The organism is Azoarcus sp. CIB (assembly GCF_001190925.1).
Lineage (GTDB): Bacteria > Pseudomonadota > Gammaproteobacteria > Burkholderiales > Rhodocyclaceae > Aromatoleum.
This window is the reverse complement of the sequence record NZ_CP011072.1, coordinates 2,175,015-2,194,171: the sequence shown is the minus strand read 5'-3', so window position 1 is coordinate 2,194,171 and position 19,157 is coordinate 2,175,015. Positions and strand designations below refer to the sequence as shown.

At 66.0% G+C, this 19,157-nt stretch carries 15 protein-coding genes; 7 read left to right on the top strand and 8 right to left on the bottom strand.

Features of this window, described 5'->3' with window-relative positions; translation table 11 throughout:
• The first annotated feature begins 75 nt into the window (after window positions 1–75).
• The 4 genes from AzCIB_RS09690 (at window position 76) to AzCIB_RS09675 (ending at window position 4,169) form a co-directional block, all read left to right on the top strand.
• Window positions 76–1,830, top strand: a complete 1,755-nt coding sequence (locus tag AzCIB_RS09690; RefSeq protein ID WP_198149655.1) for a SulP family inorganic anion transporter — start codon at window positions 76–78, stop codon at window positions 1,828–1,830.
• Between the two features lie 90 nt (window positions 1,831–1,920).
• Window positions 1,921–2,151, top strand: a complete 231-nt coding sequence (locus AzCIB_RS09685) for a type I 3-dehydroquinate dehydratase (protein WP_050415705.1) — start codon at window positions 1,921–1,923, stop codon at window positions 2,149–2,151.
• A 107-nt stretch (window positions 2,152–2,258) separates the two neighbouring features.
• Complete coding sequence (locus AzCIB_RS09680) at window positions 2,259–3,008, top strand: sulfite exporter TauE/SafE family protein (RefSeq protein WP_050415704.1); 750 nt, start codon at window positions 2,259–2,261, stop codon at window positions 3,006–3,008.
• Window positions 3,009–3,287: 279 nt separating this feature from the next.
• On the top strand, window positions 3,288–4,169 hold the full coding sequence (locus AzCIB_RS09675) for a DMT family transporter (protein ID WP_050415703.1): 882 nt from the start codon (window positions 3,288–3,290) through the stop codon (window positions 4,167–4,169).
• A 165-nt stretch (window positions 4,170–4,334) separates the two neighbouring features.
• On the opposite strand, the gene AzCIB_RS09670 is transcribed toward AzCIB_RS09675, so the two are convergent.
• From AzCIB_RS09670 to AzCIB_RS09660, 4 genes are all read right to left on the bottom strand, one after another.
• Window positions 4,335–7,745, bottom strand: a complete 3,411-nt coding sequence (locus tag AzCIB_RS09670; RefSeq protein WP_050415702.1) for a beta strand repeat-containing protein — start codon at window positions 7,743–7,745, stop codon at window positions 4,335–4,337.
• Window positions 7,746–8,650: 905 nt separating this feature from the next.
• Window positions 8,651–8,776 carry a hypothetical protein gene (locus AzCIB_RS24875; RefSeq protein WP_286130925.1) on the bottom strand — a complete coding sequence of 42 codons (126 nt, stop codon included), beginning with the start codon at window positions 8,774–8,776 and terminating at the stop codon, window positions 8,651–8,653.
• 97 nt (window positions 8,777–8,873) lie between these two features.
• Window positions 8,874–9,476 carry a DUF938 domain-containing protein gene (locus AzCIB_RS09665; protein WP_050418312.1) on the bottom strand — a complete coding sequence of 201 codons (603 nt, stop codon included), beginning with the start codon at window positions 9,474–9,476 and terminating at the stop codon, window positions 8,874–8,876.
• A gap of 38 nt (window positions 9,477–9,514) precedes the next feature.
• Entirely contained in the window at window positions 9,515–10,675 is a 1,161-nt protein-coding gene (locus AzCIB_RS09660; protein ID WP_050415701.1) for a GNAT family N-acetyltransferase, read from the bottom strand.
• Between the two features lie 184 nt (window positions 10,676–10,859).
• Between AzCIB_RS09660 and AzCIB_RS09655 the strand changes: the two genes are divergently transcribed.
• Window positions 10,860–11,564, top strand: coding sequence for a 2-phosphosulfolactate phosphatase (locus tag AzCIB_RS09655; RefSeq protein ID WP_050415700.1), 705 nt, complete (start codon window positions 10,860–10,862; stop codon window positions 11,562–11,564).
• Window positions 11,565–11,609: 45 nt separating this feature from the next.
• On the opposite strand, the gene AzCIB_RS09650 is transcribed toward AzCIB_RS09655, so the two are convergent.
• Window positions 11,610–11,813, bottom strand: a complete 204-nt coding sequence (locus AzCIB_RS09650; RefSeq protein ID WP_050415699.1) for a tautomerase family protein — start codon at window positions 11,811–11,813, stop codon at window positions 11,610–11,612.
• Window positions 11,814–12,043: 230 nt separating this feature from the next.
• Between AzCIB_RS09650 and AzCIB_RS09645 the strand changes: the two genes are divergently transcribed.
• On the top strand, window positions 12,044–14,080 hold the full coding sequence (locus tag AzCIB_RS09645; protein ID WP_083446947.1) for a helicase-related protein: 2,037 nt from the start codon (window positions 12,044–12,046) through the stop codon (window positions 14,078–14,080).
• Between the two features lie 21 nt (window positions 14,081–14,101).
• Here the strand turns inward: AzCIB_RS09645 and AzCIB_RS09640 are convergent, their stop codons facing one another.
• Window positions 14,102–15,013, bottom strand: coding sequence for a ketopantoate reductase family protein (locus AzCIB_RS09640; RefSeq protein WP_050415698.1), 912 nt, complete (start codon window positions 15,011–15,013; stop codon window positions 14,102–14,104).
• Window positions 15,014–15,616: 603 nt separating this feature from the next.
• Here AzCIB_RS09640 and AzCIB_RS09635 point away from each other — a divergent pair.
• Window positions 15,617–16,639 (top strand): DUF1615 domain-containing protein, encoded by a 1,023-nt coding sequence (locus AzCIB_RS09635; RefSeq protein ID WP_232299404.1) that lies wholly within the window; start codon window positions 15,617–15,619, stop codon window positions 16,637–16,639.
• Window positions 16,640–16,647: 8 nt separating this feature from the next.
• Here AzCIB_RS09635 and AzCIB_RS09630 read toward each other — a convergent pair whose 3' ends face one another.
• Window positions 16,648–17,442, bottom strand: a complete 795-nt coding sequence (locus AzCIB_RS09630) for an enoyl-CoA hydratase (protein ID WP_157058477.1) — start codon at window positions 17,440–17,442, stop codon at window positions 16,648–16,650.
• Window positions 17,442–19,070 carry a cyclohexanecarboxylate-CoA ligase gene (aliA, locus tag AzCIB_RS09625; protein WP_050415696.1) on the bottom strand — a complete coding sequence of 543 codons (1,629 nt, stop codon included), beginning with the start codon at window positions 19,068–19,070 and terminating at the stop codon, window positions 17,442–17,444. Before aliA ends, AzCIB_RS09630 begins: the two co-directional genes overlap by 1 nt.
• Window positions 19,071–19,157 lie beyond the last annotated feature (87 nt).

Sequence of the window (19,157 nt, the reverse complement as noted above, 5' to 3'; positions counted from 1 at the left end):
ATGCGACGCAGCCCGGGGGCGTCGTCGTCAAGCGAACCGTGCCGCGGACGTACGGACAATCTAGGGGCAAAGGATTTGCACAGGCTGCGGAGCCGGATTTTCCCGGCGCTGGTCGCGCACGGCGGCGGTGACTGGTTGCTGACGCTGACTGCGGCCGGCTTGCGGGCGGACTTGGTCGCCGGGCTGCTCGGTGCGCTGCTGGTTCTGCCGCAAGGGGTGGCCTTCGCGCGCCTAGCGGGTCTGCCGCCCGAGTACGGAATCTATACGGCGATCGTTCCGTGCATCGTGGCGGCACTGTTCGGTTCGAGCCGCCACGTGATGTCCGGCCCCACAAACGCCAACTCGCTCGCGCTCTTCGCGATGCTGTCGCCGCTGGCGCTGCCGGGCTCGCCGGACTATCTGCGGCTCGTGCTGACGGCCACCTTCATGGTCGGCGTGATGCAGTTCCTGATCGCCCGTTTTCGCCTCGGTTCACTCGCCAACTTCATTTCGCCGTCGGTGCTGCTCGGCTTCATGTCGGGCGCGGCGTGCCTGATCGGCTACCGCGCGATGCTGGATCTGTGGGAGCTGGCGCGATCGGGCGGCGTGCTTGCCGCAGGGGAACCGCTCGTCGCGCTCGTGACCGTCGCCACGACGCTGGTCGTCGTCCGCTACCGTCGGCGCTGGCCGGCGATGCTGCTGGGCCTGGCGGCCGGCTATGCGCTCGGCGAGGGCTGGCAGGTGCAGACAGGTCAGCGCATCGAGCGGCTCGGTGCGCTGACGTCGGCGGTTCCTCCCCTGAGCATGCCGGATCTTTCGCCGGCAACGCTCGCGCAGCTGTCGGGAATTGCGCTGTCGCTGACGATCGTTGCGCTGGGGCAATCGATCTCGATTGCGAAGGCGCTCGCGGAACGCTCGGGACAGCATATCGACGTCAATCGCGAATTCTTCGGGCAGGGGCTGTCGAACATCGCCGGCAGCTTCTTTTCGTCCTACCTCTCCTGCGGCTCGTTGAACCGCTCGCTGCCGAACCTCGAGGCTGGTGCGCGGACGCCCCTCGCGGCGGTGTTTTCGAGCCTCCTCCTGCTGCTTCTGGTCCTTGCCGGGGCGGATCTGCTCGCCGGCATCCCGATGTCGGCGATCGCGGCATTGCTCCTGTATGTCGCGTGGTCACTGATCAACGTGCCGAAGATCGTCGAGATCGCGGGTTTCAGCCGGCAGGAGGCGGTCTGCCTCGGTGCGACGTGGGTCGCGATGCTGCTCATCCCGATCGAGTTCGCGATCCTCATCGGAGTGGGGCTGTCGCTGATCTTTTACCTTCATCACACGTCCCGGCCGGTGATGCGGGTATTGGTGCCGCATGGTCCGGAGCGGCGCTTCACGCCCGTCGAGGACGTCCCAGGCGAGGCGGCGGAGTGCCCGCAGCTGAAGCTGGTGCGCATGGAGGGTGACGTGTACTTCGGGGCGGCGCAGTACGTAGGGGATGTGCTGAAGGAGTTCCGCGAGCGCCATCCGGGGCAGAAGCACCTGCTAGTGATGGCCAAGAGCATGAATTTCGTGGATCTCGCCGGCGAGCAGCTGTGGGCGCGCGAGTTCCGCACGCGGGCGGAGGCGGGCGGCGGACTGTACTTCCACCGGCCGCGACCGCGGGTGCTCGACGCGTGGCGACGCAGCGGGCTGCACGACAGCCTGCGTGGCGGGGGGCACATCTTCGCGAGCAAGGCCGAAGCCCTGGCGCGCATCGTCCCCGCGCTCGACCCGAAGGTATGCGCGCATTGCCGGGTGCGGATCTTCCGCGAGTGCCGGGGGATGCCCGGGGCGCCGGCGGAGGAAGGGAGCCGGGGCGGATGAGCGCTCCCGGCAGTGATGGTTCCGGCCGGTCAGGCCGTCTGGGCCTTCGGCAGGCCCCGGACTTCGGGCCAGGTGCCGCCGAGTAGTTGCGTGAGCTCGGCAGCGAATTTGTGCACTGCCGCGGCCGAACGCGCCCGCGAGACTGGCACGAAGCTGATCGCGCCCTTGCATAACTCCCAGAAAACGCCCGCGGCGGAGGAGATCGTCGCGAAGTTCGTGGCGATTAAAAGGGCCGGTGCGGTCGTCGCCAAGCTTGCAGTGATGCTGCTCGGGCTTGAGGATGTGCTGAACGTACTGCAGCGTTCGCTCGCCGGAAAGTAAGTTCCGCGTCGAGGGGCGGCGGCGTAAAATCCCGCTCCCCAGTTCGAGCCTCATCGGGCCAGCTTGTGTGCGGTCGGATGCGGCTTGCGCATTTCCCCGGATCCCTGATGAATTTCGATACCGCAGGCTGGATCGTCGCCGGTCTTGCCGTGCTGCTCACCGGCGTCTCCAAGTCCGGCCTTGGCGGCGCCTTTGGTGGCCTGGCCGTACCTTTCATGGCGCTGTGGATCACGCCTGCCCAGGCCGCGGCGGTGATGCTGCCATTACTCGTGTTCATCGACTGGATCGGGATCCGGGCGTACTGGCGCAGGTGGTCGAGCGAGGAAATCCGCCTGCTGCTGCCCGCCGCCGCGCTTGGCATGCTCGTCGGGGCGGTGGTGTTCGGCTGGATGCCGGAAAAGGCGGTGAAGGGCTGCGTCGGCGCGATCGCCGTGCTGTTCGCGCTCGACCGGATCTTCGGGCTGCGCGCGCGGCTCAAGCTTTCGGGGCCGCCGGGGAAGGGCGCGGGGCTGTTTTGGGGCGCTGTGTCGGGCTTCACCAGCACGATTGCGCACGCCGGTTCGCCGCCGCTGCTCGTGTATCTGCTGAACCGCGGGCTCGCGAAGGACACCTTCGTCGCGACCACGGTGATCTACTTCACTGTGGTCAACGCCGTGAAGATCGTGCCCTATGCGGCGCTGGGGCTGTTCACGTGGGAATCGCTGAAAATGTCGCTGCTGCTCGCGCCGATCGCTCCCGTGGGTGTGTGGATCGGCCTCAAGGCGCTGAAGCGCATCCCGGAGCGGGCATTCTTCGTGTTCGCGACAGCGATGCTGGGGCTTTCGGGCGTGAAGCTGCTGTGGGATGTGTTCGCGTGAGCCTCAGCCCAGTTGCGGCTGCAACATCCAGATCACGGCGCTCACCGAGAAGAACGCACTATTGGTGGCGGCCATCAGCGCGGCGGCGGGGAGTCGACGGGATCACACCCATCGCGGCCCATTCGCGGCTGAAGCCCTCCCACAGAGGACATCCGTGCGCGGGACGGCAGGGACACGGCGGCTGGCTCCGCGCGGTTACAATCCGGCCGCAACCATAACAACATCCCACGGTTCGGCGATTTCCATCCGCCCCGCGGCTCCCGACAGGATCCACCCCGCATGAACGCCCCCGCCGCCGCCCATCCGATACGCGGCATCCTCTACCTGATGGGCGCGCTCGCGCTCTTCGCGCTGCTCGACACGGTCTCCAAGACGCTCGCCTCGCGCCATCCCGTCGCGGTCGTCGTCTGGGGACGTTACTTCGCGCAATTCCTGATCACGCTGGTGGTGTTCCTCCCGCGTTACGGCACGAGTCTTTTCAAGAGCGCCCGTCCTGGCCTGCAGCTTGTGCGCGGGTTCACGCTCGTCGGCACGACCGGAGCGGTCATTGCTGCCTTCCAGCACATGCCGCTCGCCGAAGTCACTGCGCTCGTGTTCGTCACGCCCTTCCTCGTGATGATCCTGGCGGTGAGTTTCCTCGGCGAGAAGATGCCCGCCTGGCGCTGGATTCCGGTCATCGTCGGCTTCTCGGGTGTGCTGCTGATCGCCCGCCCGTCCAGTAGCGCCTTCAACGTCGGGGTGGTGTACGTCCTGCTCGGGGCAGTGTGCTACGCGGTTTATCAGGTGCTGACGCGCAAGCTGAGCGCTGTCGACCGCTCCGTGACCCAGCTTTCCTTGACCGCCCTCATCGGCGCCGCGACCATGTGCGTGCTGGTGCCCAAGTACTGGGTCCCCGGCGCGCTGAACCTGCGCGACTGGCTGCTGATCGGTTCCCTAGGATTGCTCGCCGCCGGCGGGCATCTGCTGATGATCATGGCGCTGCGCGCGGCGCCGGCGACGACATTAAGTCCCTTCACCTATGCCCAGCTGGCGTGGGCCACGCTGCTGGGGTGGCTGGTGTTCGGTGATTTCCCGGATCGGCTTTCGCTCATCGGGATGGCGATCATCGTGGCGTCTGGGGTGGTGGTGGCGTATTCGGAACGGTTCAGTCGCAAGAGCTGAATCGCCGCGTTTGCGTTGTCGGTTGGCGACCGGGCGTCCCGCAATAAATGCCTGGCGGTACCATTAGTAAAAAAAAGCGCGCCGGAAAGCTGCCCCGACGCGCTTGGGTTAATGATGATCAGGAGGCCACTCGGGGCCATCGGCCCCGAGTGGCCTCGCTTTCAATTAGCTGATGAGGAAGTCCGACGCTGCCAGCGATCCGGTATCCGACAGCGTGGCGAACTGCACCATCGCGCCTGCGCCGCTGCCGTCCTGGTCGTAATACAGGCCTCCCGTGTTGCTGTTGTAGATCAGGAAGTCGTTCGCATCGGCAGCACCCGTCGTGCTGACGCCGTCGATGGTGATGAACGACTGCCCGAGGTTCGCGCCGGAGAGCGAACCGAAGACCGACGTGGCCAACTGGATCTTGTCCGCGCCCGACATGAAGTCGCCGAGCGTGTCCACGTTGCTCACCCCATTGAGCGCGTCGTCGAATCGGAACACGTCCGCCCCGGCCGCGCCCATCAGCAGGTTGCTGCCCGCGTTGCCGTTGATCACGTTGCCGAGCTCGTTGCCGGTGGCGGCGAGGTTGGAAGAGCCCGACAGGGTCAGGTTCTCGACGTTCGCGCCGAGGGTGTAGCTCACGCTCGAGACGACGGTGTCGTTGCCCTGTCCGGCCACTTCGACGACGACGTCGCCGGCGTTGTCGACGACGTAGATGTCATCGCCGTAGATGCCGGCCATGGTGTCGGCACCGGCGCCACCGTCGAGGGTGTCGTTGTAGCCGTACGGGCCGTTGATCGTGATCTGGTTGTCGAGCGCATTGCCCACGGCGCTGAGCGAGCCGTACCAGCTGTTGTGCTCGAGATTCTCGACGTTGTCGCCGAGCGTGTAGCTCGAGAGCGTCGTGACCACCTTGTCGATGCCGGCGCCCGCTGCCTCGACGATGGTGTTGCCGGCGTTGCTGACCGTATAGGTATTGTCGCCGGCGTTGCCGGTCACGGTGATGCCGCCCGCGGTCAGCACTGCGTTTTCGACGTTGGCGTCGAGCGTGTAGCTCACGCCGGTCACGACCGTGTCGATGCCGCCCTCGACGGCTTCGACAATGCGGTTGCTGCCATCGAAGATCGTGAAGGTGTTGTTCAGGGCGTTGCCGGTGCCGGTGAGGCCGCTGGCCTTGAGCGTCAGGTTCTCGACGTTGTCCCCCAGCGTGTAGCTCACGCTCGAGACGACGGTGTCGTTGCCCTGTCCGGCCACTTCGACGACGACGTCGCCGGCGTTGTCGACGACGTAGATGTCATCGCCGTAGATGCCGGCCATGGTGTCGGCACCGGCGCCACCGTCGAGGGTGTCGTTGTAGCCGTACGGGCCGTTGATCGTGATCTGGTTGTCGAGCGCATTGCCCACGGCGCTGAGCGAGCCGTACCAGCTGTTGTGCTCGAGATTCTCGACGTTGTCGCCGAGCGTGTAGCTCGAGAGCGTCGTGACCACCTTGTCGATGCCGGCGCCCGCTGCCTCGACGATGGTGTTGCCGGCGTTGCTGACCGTATAGGTATTGTCGCCGGCGTTGCCGGTCACGGTGATGCCGCCCGCGGTCAGCACTGCGTTTTCGACGTTGGCGTCGAGCGTGTAGCTCACGCCGGTCACGACCGTGTCGATGCCGCCCTCGACGGCTTCGACAATGCGGTTGCTGCCATCGAAGATCGTGAAGGTGTTGTTCAGGGCGTTGCCGGTGCCGGTGAGGCCGCTGGCCTTGAGCGTCAGGTTCTCGACGTTGTCCCCCAGCGTGTAGCTCACGCTCGAGACGACGGTGTCGTTGCCCTGTCCGGCCACTTCGACGACGACGTCGCCGGCGTTGTCGACGACGTAGATGTCATCGCCGTAGATGCCGGCCATGGTGTCGGCACCGGCGCCACCGTCGAGGGTGTCGTTGTAGCCGTACGGGCCGTTGATCGTGATCTGGTTGTCGAGCGCATTGCCCACGGCGCTGAGCGAGCCGTACCAGCTGTTGTGCTCGAGATTCTCGACGTTGTCGCCGAGCGTGTAGCTCGAGAGCGTCGTGACCACCTTGTCGGTTCCTTCGTTCGCGAACTCGATGACTTTGTCGCCGGCATTGTCCACGTAGAACGTGTCGTTGCCAGTGCCGCCCAGCATCGTGTCGGCGCTCGCCAAGCCGTCGATTGTGTCGTTGCCGGCGCCGCCGGCGAGGAGGTCGGCTGCCGCCGTGCCGACGATGTAGTTGTCGTTGGCATCGCCGCGTTGGTTGGCGACGATTTCGGATGTCGCGCTCGTCACGCTCTCCTGCGTGCCGAAGCCGTCCGTGTAACTGACCGCGACGCGGAAGTACTGGCCGACATTGGCGGGGGTGAGGGCGAGGCTCGACCCGGTCGCGCCGGTTACGGTCGTCCACGATGCGCCGTCAGTCGATACTTCCCACTGGTATCCCAGGGTTCCGACTCCGTCAGCGTCGGCCAGGCTGGTGGTGTTGGCGGTCAGCGTCTGATTCTGCGCTGCCAGCCCGTCGATGGTGACGACGCCGGTCGGAGTGCTGTTGACGTTGATGACCGCGGCGGTCCCTTCGCTCGAGATCTGCTCGAGCGTCCCGAAACCGTCGGTGTAGCTGGCGGTGACCGTGATGACCTTGCCGACCTGCGCCTGGCCGATGATGAAAGTGTCGCTCGTCGCGCCGTCGATGACGGCGCCGTCCGCGCTCCACTGGTAGCTGATGGTGCCCAAGCCGTCTGCGTCGAACAAGGTGTTGGTAGCAGTCAGGGTGCTGCCGCGCGCGGCCTCGCCGCTGATGATGACTTCGCCGTCGGCGAGGTTGTTCGTGCCCAGGTTCATCGCGACGTCGGCGAACACCAGGCGTTCGACGCCCGTCAGCGTATCCGTGCCGTCAGTGCCGCCGGCCGTATTGACGATGGTGTAGGCGCCCGTGCCGGTCTGAGTGATCGTGTAGTCGAAGCGATTCCCGGTGAGGATGGCGGTGTCGGTGCCGGCGCCGCCGTCCAACTTGTCGTTCCCGCTTTCGCCTTGCAGGACGTCGTCGCCGCCGCCCCCGAGCAGCGTGTCGTTGCCGAGCCCGCCATACAGCGTGTCGTTGCCGAGGCCGCCATTGAGGGTATTCGCGACGTCATTCCCCTTGAGGATGTTCGCGATGTCGTTTCCGGTGCCGCTCGTCGCCGTGCCGGTCAGGGTGAGGTTCTCGATGAACTTCCGATCCACGCTGCCTGCCAGACTGTAGCTGACCGAGCTGATGACCGTGTCGGTTCCTTGGTTTGCCGTGGTCGCCTCGTACACCAGGTCGGTCGACGAGTCGACGAAGTAAGTGTCGTTACCATTCCCGCCGTACATCGAGTCGCTGCCGGTGCCCCCCACCAGGGTGTCGTCGCCGTAGCCGCCGTAGAGCTTGTCGTTGCCGGAGCCGCCGTCGAGATAGTCATTGCCGATGTAGGTGGAATTGACATCGTCGCCGTACAGGACGTCGTTGCCGCCGCCGCCCTGCAGGGTGTCGTTGCCTTGCAGCCCCTTCACGGTATCGGCTGCGTTCGTGCCGTTGATGATGTCGTTACCGATCGTGCCGTTCTTGCTGGCCATGCTTTCGAGTCCTTTCCGAAGGTTGGTGATGCAATGGTGTGAGCGCGACTGGGGCCGACCGATCGCAACAGCCGGATGCGCCGGCGATCAGCCGGGACTAAGGGACAGACTCAGGGGATGGGCCTTCGGACGCTCGCAACGGATGGCGTAAGGCCAAGTGCGCCGCAGGATTCCGACCCTGACAGCGATCGGATTCTGTCCCGAGGCGGCACAGAACCTCCCCCCGAGGTGCCCCCGTCTGGTGTCTTTTTATCTTGTTGATTCAGTCACTGTTGGAGGTGCTGCAAGTCGGCGGATGTTACGCAATGTGACTGGAAATGACAAATGTGTTTGCCAACGTCGTATGCGAAAGATGTTGTGAAATTTTGACTTGCAGTACGGATGCATCGACGGAATGCGTTCGAATCTGCCGCATCATCGACGCGCCAGTGTTCCGACGTGGCGGCACGCGTCGTGACCGCGGGTGCGCCGGCGGGATGTCGTTCGCGAGCGGACGCAGCAGCGCGTCCCGGCTCGTGCTGCCTCAGGGCCGTATCGAACTGCGCATTGCGCGCGTTGGTGAAGCGGCCGGCGTAATTGCAGGGGCCTCAGCAGCAGAACAGCGCCCCAGGCGTGATGGGGCGCGGAGCAGGGCGAAGAAGCGTTCGACTTCGGGCCCGCTCATGAGACGTGCGGGGCGATCGTGCTGAAGACGACGTCATGGCGCAGGGGCCGCGCGGGGGCGCGTTGACGTTCAGTGTGACGGGGTCGGGTGTGTTGGGCGGTCGCCCTTCATCCAGCCTCAGGCGGATTCCGGACAGGTGCCGTGGACCCGGTATTCAAAGTATTGCATCGGACCGAACTCCTGACGAGATTGCAGGCATTGACTGAGGCGAAATACGCGCAAGCCTTGCCCGCACGTCCGATCAATGGGGAATCAGTGGCACATGATCGTTGACGTGCTTCTTGGCGTGCTTTGCTTCCCGTTTTTCTTTCGCGGACATGAGAGGTTGTTTCTTCTCTTCCTTATTGCCTTGCCTTTGTTTGCCCATGATTTTGCTCCTTGCAAGCACCGACGAAAGCGTCGATACGAATTCAGTATAGGCTTATTCGCGGTCGGGCGATGTCGTGAGGGCCGGTCGATCTTCCTCAAGCGTCGGCGAGACGCCGCCAGGTAATGCAGCGGTTGTTGGCCGGCATTTCGGCATCTTCGATCAAGGTCAATCCCGCGCAGTGCGCCAAGGCATCGACGGCCTCGATGTCGCGGATGCCGCGTCGCGGGTCGTCCTGCTTCAGGGCGGCGTCGAACTGCGCGTTGCTCGCGCTGGTGAAACGGCCGTCGTAGTTGAAGGGGCCGTAGCAGCAGAACAGCGCGTCGGATGTCATGAGGGCGGGGAGCAGGGCGAAGAGGCGTTCGACTTCGGGCCAGCTCATGATGTGCAGGGTGTTGGCGCTGAATATCGCGTCGTAGCGCAGGGGCAGCGCGAGAGGCACGTTGACGTCCAGTGCCAAGGGTTCGGGCGTGTTGGGCAGCTGCGCTTCACCCAGCCACAGGCGGATTCCGGGCAGATACTGCGGCCGCTCGGACGTCTGCCAGATCAGGTGGGGCAGGGCAGCGGCGAAGTGGATGGCGTGCTGGCCGGTTCCGCTGCCGATCTCGAGAACGCGCTGGCGATCAGCGAAGTGCCGCCGCAGCACGGCGAGGATGGGCTCGCGGTTGCGTTCGGTGGCCGGCGCGTGGGGTTTGTCCATCGTCATGGCTGCGGTTCTTGCAAGTAAGGCGAGCGGTGTCATGCGGCGCCAGTTTCCGGTTTGCGAAACGGGAGATGACTGCTTGCGTCATCATGATAGGCGGCAATGCCCAGCTTCTGGCGTTCGAGATGCGGTGCGATCACGCGTCGTATTTCCGGATCGGGGATCCAGTGCGCCGAGCGGACGATCTGCGGCGTGAAGCCGCGGGCGATCTTGTGTTCGCCGCCGGCGCCCGGTTCGAAGCGGGTCAGGCCGTGGCGCAGGCAGTAGTCGATGCCGCGATAGAAGCACAGTTCGAAGTGCAGGCTGTCGACCTGGCGTCGTGCGCCCCAGTAGCGGCCGAATAGAGTGTCGTCGCTGCGAAAGCACAGCGACAGCGCGACCGTCTCGTCGCCGTCGCTGGCCGTGAAGACGACCATGCGATCACCCAGCGTCGTCGCGAGTTCGGCGAAGCATTCCGGGCTGAAGGCGGCGTAATTGCCGAAGCGGTCGAAAGTCGACTTGTAGATCGCGTGCAGGGCGGGCCATTCGTCCCTGCCGATTTCGTTGCCGTGCCGCACGGTGATGCGTAGCCCCGATTCGGCGGCCCGTCGCCGCTCGGCGCGCACTTTCCGCCGTTTTTCGGCCGCGAAGGATTGCAGGAAGCCGTCGAAATCGCCGAATCCGTGGTCGAACCATTGATATTGCACGTCGTGGCTCACGAGCAGACCTCTCGCCGCGACGGCCTCGATGTCCGCGGCAGAGGCCAGCGCGACGTGCCACGTCGAAAACCCGTTGCCGGCGACGATGCCCTGCGCGGCCGTGATCAGCGCGTCGCACACCGCTGCACGGTCGCTGGCCACCGGCGCGATCAGGAGTCGCGGCCCGGCAACCGGCGTGTAGGGCAAGCCGGACACCAGGCGCGGGTAATAGCGGTGGCCGAAGCGCTCCCACACCGCTTTCCAGCTCCAGTCATAGATGAAGTCGCCGTGCGAGTGACCCTTCAGGTAGAGCGGGAGCAGGCCGACGATCTTGCCGTTTTCGCTCGCCACGAGGTGCAGGGGCTGCCAGCCGGCATCGGGCACGGCGACACCGTGTTCCTCGACGATGCGCAGGAAGTCGCCGTTCAGGAAGGGGTGTCCCGGAGCGCATAGGGCGGTCCACGCTTCGCGAGGAATGTCGGCAGCGCCGTCGGAGATGCGGATCGTCAGTTTGCTCATGCGTGAGGCTGCCGGATTGCAGTTGTAGGGGGGGCCTGTTGGACAGCCGCGCAGGCAATCGTTCAGGGCGCTGCGTGATTCAAGCATATCGTGGCTGATGCCAGGCGACCGCAGGGACGACGGCGCAGCCGGACGTACGCAGCCCCGATACGCGTGCTGTGCCCCCTTGTCGTATGATCGGCCGATGCAGATCTTTCGCGTCGCCCTGAACCGCCTCGTGCAGGAATCCCACGACTTCGATGCCGTCGTCGCGATCGACGTGCTCCGTTCCTTTTCGACGGCCGCGTACGCCTTCGCGGCGGGCGCATCGGAGATCCATCCGGTCGGGACGGCCGCCGAGGCCGAGCTGCTGCTCGCTCGGTTGCCGGATGCGCTGACGGTCGGAGCCTTGCCCGGTGGGCGCCCGATGCCCGGTTTCGACCTCGGGAACTCGCCCTCGCGGGTGCACGACCTGAAGCTCGCCGGACGGCCGGTGATCCTGTCGACGGCGGCGGGCGTACAGGCGTTGCTGCGCTTTCGCAGCGCACCGCGGCTGTTTGCGGCGAGCCTCGTGTGTGCCGGCGCGACCTTGCGTGCGCTGCGTGCGGTTGCACCAAAACGGGTTGCGCTGATCACGACCGGCGAATGGATCGATCGCGATGGCGACGAGGACATCGCGTGCGCGGATTACCTCGCGGCCGGCCTTCAGGATGAATCGATCGACCGCGAAGCGCTGGCGCGGCGCGTGCGCGACTCCGACTTCGGTCGGCGCTTCGTCGCTGGCACGGACCCGGCGCTGCCGTTGGCCGACCTGGAGTTGTGTGCGCTGGTCGATCGTTTCGATTTCGCGATGCCGGTGACGCGGGGACGCTACGGTCTGGTGATGCGTCCGCTTCCCGAACGCAGCTGAGTCGTTGCGCCGGGCGGTCGCGTCACATGGCGAGGCGACCGTGTCCTATTGCCCGCGCTTGCGGCGGACGGTCACTGTCTCGCCGCCGATTCCCCAGTTGTCCGTGTCGACCTCGTCGATGACCACGACGGTGGTCTGGGGATTCTTGCCGAGGACGTCCTGCAGCAAGCGTGTGACGCCGCTGATCAGTTCGGCCTTCTGGTCGGGTGTGGCGCCTTCGCGGGTGATCTTGATGTTTACGTAGGGCATTTGGGGCTTCCGGCGGGGTTGGATCGGTATCGGCGGCAGGTTAGCGCTGAGAGAAGATCACGTAAAGTGAATTAATTGGATGCGATTCATCTCGTGCAGGGATTTTTGAATGGGCTTTTCATGCCTTCCTGCCGGACGCGGGTGCCGATTCGCGCGTGATCGATCGACGGGGTATCCCTATGTGGGCGATGCATGAGACCCTCCACGTTTTGTTGTTCGGAACGCATTAATTGGAAGAGAACTTCTTCACCGATCCGGAGGCCGTCGTGCCTGCGGAGGACGATGCCGAGAGCGACGACGCGCTGCTCGACGTCGCGCGCGAACTTCATCTCTGGCTGCAGAGCTTCAACGCGCGCCTCGTGCACAACGAGGGGGCGGTCGCGATCGAGGTGGCTGGCGCGGTAGAGGTCGGCGGACGGCGCTACCCCTACCGGCTGGTGCCGGAGCGCTGTGTGCTGGCGCGCGTGCAGAAGTGGCGCAAGCTGCCCGAGGAGAAGCACCTCGGGCTGGTGCGCGAACGCCTGCACATGGCATCGGTGGCCGAGTTCGAGGCCGACGTGCGCGCCTTCGTCACCGGTGTGCTGAAACGAGCACAGGCCGAAGGGCTGGACGGCGCGCGCTTCCTGAGTGCGCTGGAAACCGGCAAAGAGCTGGCGAGCCGGCGCTTCCGCATCGTCGAGGACCGGCTCGCCGAGGCGGCCGTGCGCCGCCGGACGGAAACGCTGGCCGAGGCTGCGCGCGATACGGTCAAGCTGGCGCGCTATCCGGAATCCTTCGAGACGGCGTTCATGATGCGGCGCCGCTTCGTCGCGATCCTCGGGCCGACGAATTCGGGCAAGACGCACCAGGCGATGGAGGCGCTGGCGCAGGCGGCGAGCGGTGTGTATCTCGCGCCGCTGCGCCTGCTGGCGCTGGAAAACTACGAGCGCCTCGCCGACCGCGGCGTGGCGGTGAGCCTCGTGACCGGCGAGGAGCGGCGCATCACCCCCGGCGCGACCCACGTCGCGAGCACCATCGAGATGCTCGACACTTCGCGCCCGGTCGAGGTCGCGGTGATTGACGAGATCCAGATGCTCGAGGATCTCGACCGCGGCTCCGCGTGGACCGCTGCGGTGTGCGGAGCCGCAGCGAAGACGGTGTTCCTGCTCGGCGCGCTGTCGGCGCGCCCGGCGGTGGAAGCGCTCGCCGAGCGTCTCGGCTGCGCGCTGGAGGTGCGCACGCTCGAACGCAAGTCGCCACTGGAGATGGCGCCGCGTGCGGTGGGCAATATCGGGCAACTGCGCCGCGGCGACGCGGTGATCGCATTCTCGCGCCGCGACGTGCTGAACTGGGCCACCAACATCGCAGAGGCCGGATTCCGCGTCGCGACGATCTACGGCAACCTCTCGCCGGAGGTGCGCCGCGCGCAGGCGCAGCGCTTCCGCGACGGCGAGGCCGACATCGTCGTCGCGACCGACGCGATCGGCATGGGGCTCAACCTGCCGGTGGCGCGGGTCGTGTTCTCCACCGCGAAGAAGTTCGACGGTATCTCCGAGGACATCCTGCCGCCCTGGCTCACACACCAGATCGCCGGGCGGGCAGGGCGCTTCGGGCTGCACGAGGCGGGCCTCGTCGCCGGCTTCGACGACCATACGCACAGTATCGTCGGCCGCCTGATGCGTACCGCTGCCGAGCCGTTGTCGAGCCGGGGCTTTTACGTGACGCCCTCGCTGCACCACCTGAAGAGCATTTCGGCTGCGACCGGCGAGCGCTCGCTCGCGCGCCTGCTCGAACTCTTCTCGCGCAACATCGACCTCACCGACGATTTTTTCCTGCCGGGCGACATGACCGAGCAGATCGAACGCGCGCGCTGGCTGGACGCGCTGCCGCTGTCGCTGGAACATCGCTTCACGCTATCGCTCGTGCCGGTGTCGACGCGCGTCGAATCGCTCAATCAGGCGTGGCAGGAATGGGCGCGTGCATTGTCGAAGGAGCGCACGTCGCACCTCACGATCGAGCCGGTGGGTACCGGGCGCTACGCGCTGCAGGCGGCCGAGGATACCTGCAAGAAGTACTCTGCGTACGCGTGGCTGGGCTATCGCCTGTCGGACTATTACCCCGACGCGGAGGTGGCCGTCGCGCTCGCACGCAGTATGTCGGAGACGGTCGACGAGATGCTCGCGCGTCAGCACGGCCGGCGACGGGATTCGGGGGGCAGGGGTCGCGGCAAGGCGCGCAGGGATGACGGCCGCCGGCGTCCGTCCGCCGGAGGCGGCAAGGGCCGGTGATCGCGCGGCCCCGGGGGCTCGTCAGCCGGCGGAGGCTTTATCGGCGTTCCGCTCTTCGAGCAGCTTCACAACGCTGTACAGCACGCGGTTGACCGGGGTCGCGACCCCCAGCGCCTGCCCTCTCCGCAGCACGTAACCGTTAAGGTGGTCGATCTCGCTGCGCTTGCCGCGCCCGAGATCCTGCGCCGTGGATGAGAACTGCGTCGGCATCGTCTTCGCGATCTTCTGCACCGCTTCCCAGCTGTCGCCCGGAACCGTGATGCGTTCGGCCCACGCGAGATCCAGGCATTCCTGCACCACGTCGCGCATGACGTCCTCGATGCTTTCCCCGGCGACGAGGCGGCCGTATGGCAGTTGCGTGATTGCCGACAGCGCGTTGTACGCGCAGTTAAGGATCAGCTTGGCCCACAGCGCGCCGACGACATTGTCCGAAACCTGCACCGGCACGCCAGCGTCACCAAATAGCTCAACCAGGCGCCCGGATGCGTCGGACGGGCCGATCACGAGTTCGCCGCGGCCGTGGTGTTTGACATGGCCGGGGCCTGCCATTTCGGTCGCCACGTAGACCACCGCGGCGCCCACCTCGCGGCCCAGCAGCGCCTGCAGCCGTTCGGCGTTGTCGACGCCGTTCTGCAGGCTCAGCACGATCGCCTCGGGGGCGAGGTGCGGCGCCATTTCGGTCGCCGCGTTCGCGGTGTCGGTCGATTTCACGCAGCACAGCACGAGCTGCGCCCCGTGGACGGCCGAGGCGCTGGCGCTTGCCCGTACCGGTACGTGCTCCCGGAAGTCGCGCGTCTCGAGGAGGAGTCCGTCGCGTGTCATCGCGTCCACATGCACCGGGCGCCCGACCAGGGCGACCTCGTGCCCGGCGCGCGCGAGCATGCCGCCGTAGTAGCAGCCGACCGCGCCGGCTCCCATCACTGCAATCCTCATGAGCATCTCTCCGTTGGGTTGGTAGGAACCGAGGGCCGCGCGTGATCGAGATGGCGCCCTGCGGCCAGATCGATATGTTAGACCCATGCGGGCCGCAGCGCTGCGGGATGGGGCTGCAGCGATGCGCTCGCGCAGATTCGACCCCACCACCGCATGCCGGGGGCAACCCACGGAGACCGGTGCGAGGCGAATAAAATCGCGCGAATCCGGGGTGCGCAATCTGATACTGTTGCGCTCCGCGCGGAGCGCCCCGGCGAGAGCCGGCGGTCCCTGCGTGCCGTCGCATCCGGAATCCGCCGAATGGCGCGGCCTGTTTCCCTCATGTATCGCCAGATGAATACGCAGCACATTCTCCGACTCGTTCCCGTCCTTTCCTTCCTCGCCGCAGTTCTCGGCGGCTGCGCGGCCGTTCCCCCATCGCCAGCCGTCCAGGCGCCCGCGCCGGTTGAAACGCGAACGGCCGACGCCCTCCCGTCCGCGCCACCGCCGCAGGGCGCAATGCCGCCGGCGCCGGCAGACGGGCGATTCGTGCCGGGATTCCCGCCGCGGGTGCAGGAACAGGACGCTCGCAGGTTTGTATATGCGCTGCTTCCTCCCGGTGTGATGCGTGAGCGCGACGAGTGGGCGGCGGACATCGTTGCGGCCTTCATGGCGCTGCGCCTCGCGCCAAGCGCAGAAAACTTCTGCGCGTCGATCGCGGTCATCGAGCAGGAATCGAGCTTCCAGGCAGATCCGGTGGTGCCGGGCCTGTCGCGCATCGTATGGCGCGAGATCGAGACACGCCGCAACCGCTACCTGATTCCGAAGATGGCGCTGGATGCCGCGCTGTCGCAGCCGTCGCGCGACGGGAAAACTTACCGCCAGCGTATCAACGCGCTGAAGACCGAGCGCCAGATGAGCATCCTATACGGCGACATCATCGACGAGGTGCCCGGCGGCAAGCTGTTGTTGAGCGGATACAACCCGGTGCGTACCGGCGGTCCGATGCAGGTGAGTGTCGCGTTCGCTGAGACGCATGCGCGCGACAAACCCTACTCGGGTGCGACGAACGGCAAGGTGCGCGAGGCGGTGTTTTCGCGCCGCGGCGGCGTCTATTTCGGCATCGCGCATCTTCTCGATTACCCGGCGCCGTACCGCAGTCCGCTCTACCGCTTCGCGGATTTCAACGCAGGGCACTACGCGAGCCGCAATGCGGCCTTCCAGCTGGCCTTGGGCAAACTGGCGGGGCAGGCCTTGGTGCCCGATGGTGACCTATTGCGCTACGAAGATGGTCGTCCGAGCGAGGTCGCTAGTTCCACGCAGCGGGCCGCGCTGAAGGTTTCGCGCAGGCTGCGTCTGAACGAGGTGGAGATCGAGGCCGCGCTGCGTCAGGAGAAGGCGGAGTCTTTCGGGCGGACGAAACTGTATCAGCGCGTCTTCGCGCTCGCCGATGAGGCGGCCGGGCGGACGGTGCCACGCGAGGCGATGCCGCAGATCCGCCTGAAGAGTCCGAAGATCACGAGCAAGATCACCACTGGGTGGTTCGCGGACCGGGTAAATATGCGCTATCGCACGTGCATGAACCGCGCCGCCGCGGTGCCGGACCTGCAGCTGCCGCTGGAAACCAACGGCAGCCGCAGGTTGTAACGACAGGCTCAGCGATCGGCGAAGCGGGGCGGCCGCTTGTCGACGAAGGCGCTCATCCCTTCCTTCTGGTCCGCCAGCCCGAAGGTCGCGTGCAGCGTGCGGCGCTCGAACAGCAGGCCCTCGTTGAGCGGGCCTTCGAAGGCACGATTCACCGTTTCCTTCATCATCATGAGGACGGGCAGCGAGAACTCGGCGATCTTCGCGGCTGCTGCGAGCGCCTCGTCGAGCACGCTCTCGGGCGGGTAGATGCGCGCGACCAGGCCGCTGCGCTCCGCTTCCTGCGCGTCCATCAGGCGACCGGTCAGGCACAGGTCCATCGCCTTGGTCTTGCCCACGGCGCGCGGCAGGCGCTGCGTTCCGCCTGCACCGGGGATCGTGCCGATCTTGATCTCCGGCTGCCCGAAGCGGGCATTTTCAGCGGCGAAGACGATGTCGCACATCATCGCGAGCTCGCATCCGCCGCCCAGCGCGACGCCCGAGACGGCGGCGATGGTCGGCTTGCGGAAGGTCTTGAGACGCTCCCAGTTGCGCGTGATGAAGTCGGACTTGTACGCGTCCATGTAGTCCATCGTGCGCATCGCGGCGATGTCCGCACCGGCGGCGAAGGCCTTCTCGGAGCCCGTCACCACGACGCAAGCGATGGCGGGATCCGCTTCGAAGCGGTCGAGCGCCTGGCCGATCCCGGTCATCACGTCATCGTTGAGCGCGTTGAAGACTTCCGGGCGGTTGATGCGGATAAGGCCGACCTTGCCGCGCGTTTCAGTGAGGATCACCGAGATCATCGTGTCGTCTCCCGTCGCCATCACTTGTCGTTGCCGAAGGACTTGGCGGTCTCGCGCAGCTTGAATTTCTGCAGCTTGCCGGCCGGCGTGCGGGGCAGGTCTTCGACGATCTCGAGGCGCTCCGGGTAGTACTGCTTGGCGACCTGCTGCTTGTCGAGATAGGCCGTGAGGTCCTCGAAAGTCAGCGTGCACCCGGGTTTCAGCGAGACGAAGGCACACACGCGCTCGCCCAGACGGCGATCCGGGTAGCCGACGACCGCAACCGTGGTGATGGACGGGTGCCGGTAGAGCAGGTTCTCGATCTCGATGACCGGGATGTTCTCGCCGCCGCGGATCACGATGTCCTTGCTGCGGCCGTTGATGCGGATGTAGCCCTCGCCGTCCTGGAAGGCGAGGTCACCGGTGTCGAACCAGCCGTTCGCGTCGACGCTGTTTAGCTGGGGACGCTTGAGATACCCGGCGAACAGCGACGAGCCGCGGATCAGCAGTTCCCCCGTCTCGCCGGTGCGTACCTCGTCGCCGTTCGCGTCAATGATGCGGACCTCGATGCCCGGAAGGGCGCGGCCGTCCGAGACGCCAGACTTCTCAAGCGCACGGACGGGTTCGGTGATCGTGACGGCGCCGCATTCGGTCATGCCCCAGGCCGAGCACACGCGCAGCCCCATCAGCTCCCAGGCGCGCTGGACGACGACCGGCGGGATGGGTGCACCGGCGCAGTTGAACTTGGTGAATTGCGGCGAGACCGGGGCGCCCGCTTCGACCGCCGCGCACAGGTCGGAGATGAAGGCGGTCGAGGCCATGCTGAAGGTCACGCCCTCGTCACGGACGATCTCGAGTGCGCGCGCGGGATCCCAGATCTCCTGCAGCACGGTCGTCGAGTTCAGGATCAGCGGCAGCATCGCGAGGTAGCCGTAGCCGGTGAGGTGAGCCATCGGCGAAGCGCCGAGGACGACGTCCGAGGAGCCCAGCTCCATCGTCGCGATGTACGCATGCAGGTTCGAGAAGAGCGTGTTGGACGTGTGCATCACGCCCTTGGGCTCGCCCGTTGTGCCAGACGTGTACATGAGGAGCGACACGTCGTCGGGTCCGAGGCCAAGGCCGGCAAGGGGCGGCGTGTCGTCGCGCATCAGCACGCGGTCGAAGCTGTCTTCCCCGTCGCCGTCCACGACGACGACCTGCTTCAGATGGGGCAGTTTGGGCTGTAGTTCGCGTGCCATCGCCGCGTGGTCGAACTTGCGGAACACGCTCGGCACGATGAAGACCTTGGTCTCGGCGAAGTTCAGCATGTAGGTGAGTTCATGCTGACGGAAGATCGGCATCACGGGGTTCGCAGCGGCACCGATTCGGGCGCAGGCGAGGGAAAGCGCGACGAATTCCCAGCGGTTGGGCAGCTGGAAGCTGACGACGTCGCTGCGGCCCACGCCCAGTGCGACGAGATTGCGGGCGATCAGGTCGACGCGTCGATCCAGTTCGCGATAGCTGAGACGGGCCGCTTCGGCTTGGCCGTCGCGGTATGCCACTACGGCCAGCTTGTCGGGGCAGTTCTCCAGCGCACGCTGGAAATGCACGTCGATCGTCTCGTTGCGCCACAGGCCCGCGGCCTTCATTGAAGTCATGCGGTCGGCGATCAGCACCGGGTCGAAATTCATCGTTATCTCTCCTCTCGTGGCGGGGGCGTGGCCCGCACAACCCTGAATGTCGTCTTGCGAGACGGCAGCGCTTCGGTCGCAGCGACG

Bases quoted from the DNA above. Each gene is read 5' to 3' on its own strand.
- AzCIB_RS09680 (WP_050415704.1), top strand. From the start codon at position 2,259: ATGAATTTCGATACCGCAGGCTGGATCGTCGCCGGTCTTGCCGTGCTG.
- AzCIB_RS09675 (WP_050415703.1), top strand. From the start codon at position 3,288: ATGAACGCCCCCGCCGCCGCCCATCCGATACGCGGCATCCTCTACCTG.
- AzCIB_RS09670 (WP_050415702.1), bottom strand. From the start codon at position 7,745: ATGGCCAGCAAGAACGGCACGATCGGTAACGACATCATCAACGGCACG.
- AzCIB_RS24875 (WP_286130925.1), bottom strand. From the start codon at position 8,776: ATGGGCAAACAAAGGCAAGGCAATAAGGAAGAGAAGAAACAACCTCTC.
- AzCIB_RS09665 (WP_050418312.1), bottom strand. From the start codon at position 9,476: ATGGACAAACCCCACGCGCCGGCCACCGAACGCAACCGCGAGCCCATC.
- AzCIB_RS09660 (WP_050415701.1), bottom strand. From the start codon at position 10,675: ATGAGCAAACTGACGATCCGCATCTCCGACGGCGCTGCCGACATTCCT.
- AzCIB_RS09655 (WP_050415700.1), top strand. From the start codon at position 10,860: ATGCAGATCTTTCGCGTCGCCCTGAACCGCCTCGTGCAGGAATCCCAC.
- AzCIB_RS09650 (WP_050415699.1), bottom strand. From the start codon at position 11,813: ATGCCCTACGTAAACATCAAGATCACCCGCGAAGGCGCCACACCCGAC.
- AzCIB_RS09640 (WP_050415698.1), bottom strand. From the start codon at position 15,013: ATGAGGATTGCAGTGATGGGAGCCGGCGCGGTCGGCTGCTACTACGGC.
- AzCIB_RS09635 (WP_232299404.1), top strand. From the start codon at position 15,617: ATGCGTGAGCGCGACGAGTGGGCGGCGGACATCGTTGCGGCCTTCATG.
- AzCIB_RS09630 (WP_157058477.1), bottom strand. From the start codon at position 17,442: ATGGCGACGGGAGACGACACGATGATCTCGGTGATCCTCACTGAAACG.
- aliA (WP_050415696.1), bottom strand. From the start codon at position 19,070: ATGAATTTCGACCCGGTGCTGATCGCCGACCGCATGACTTCAATGAAG.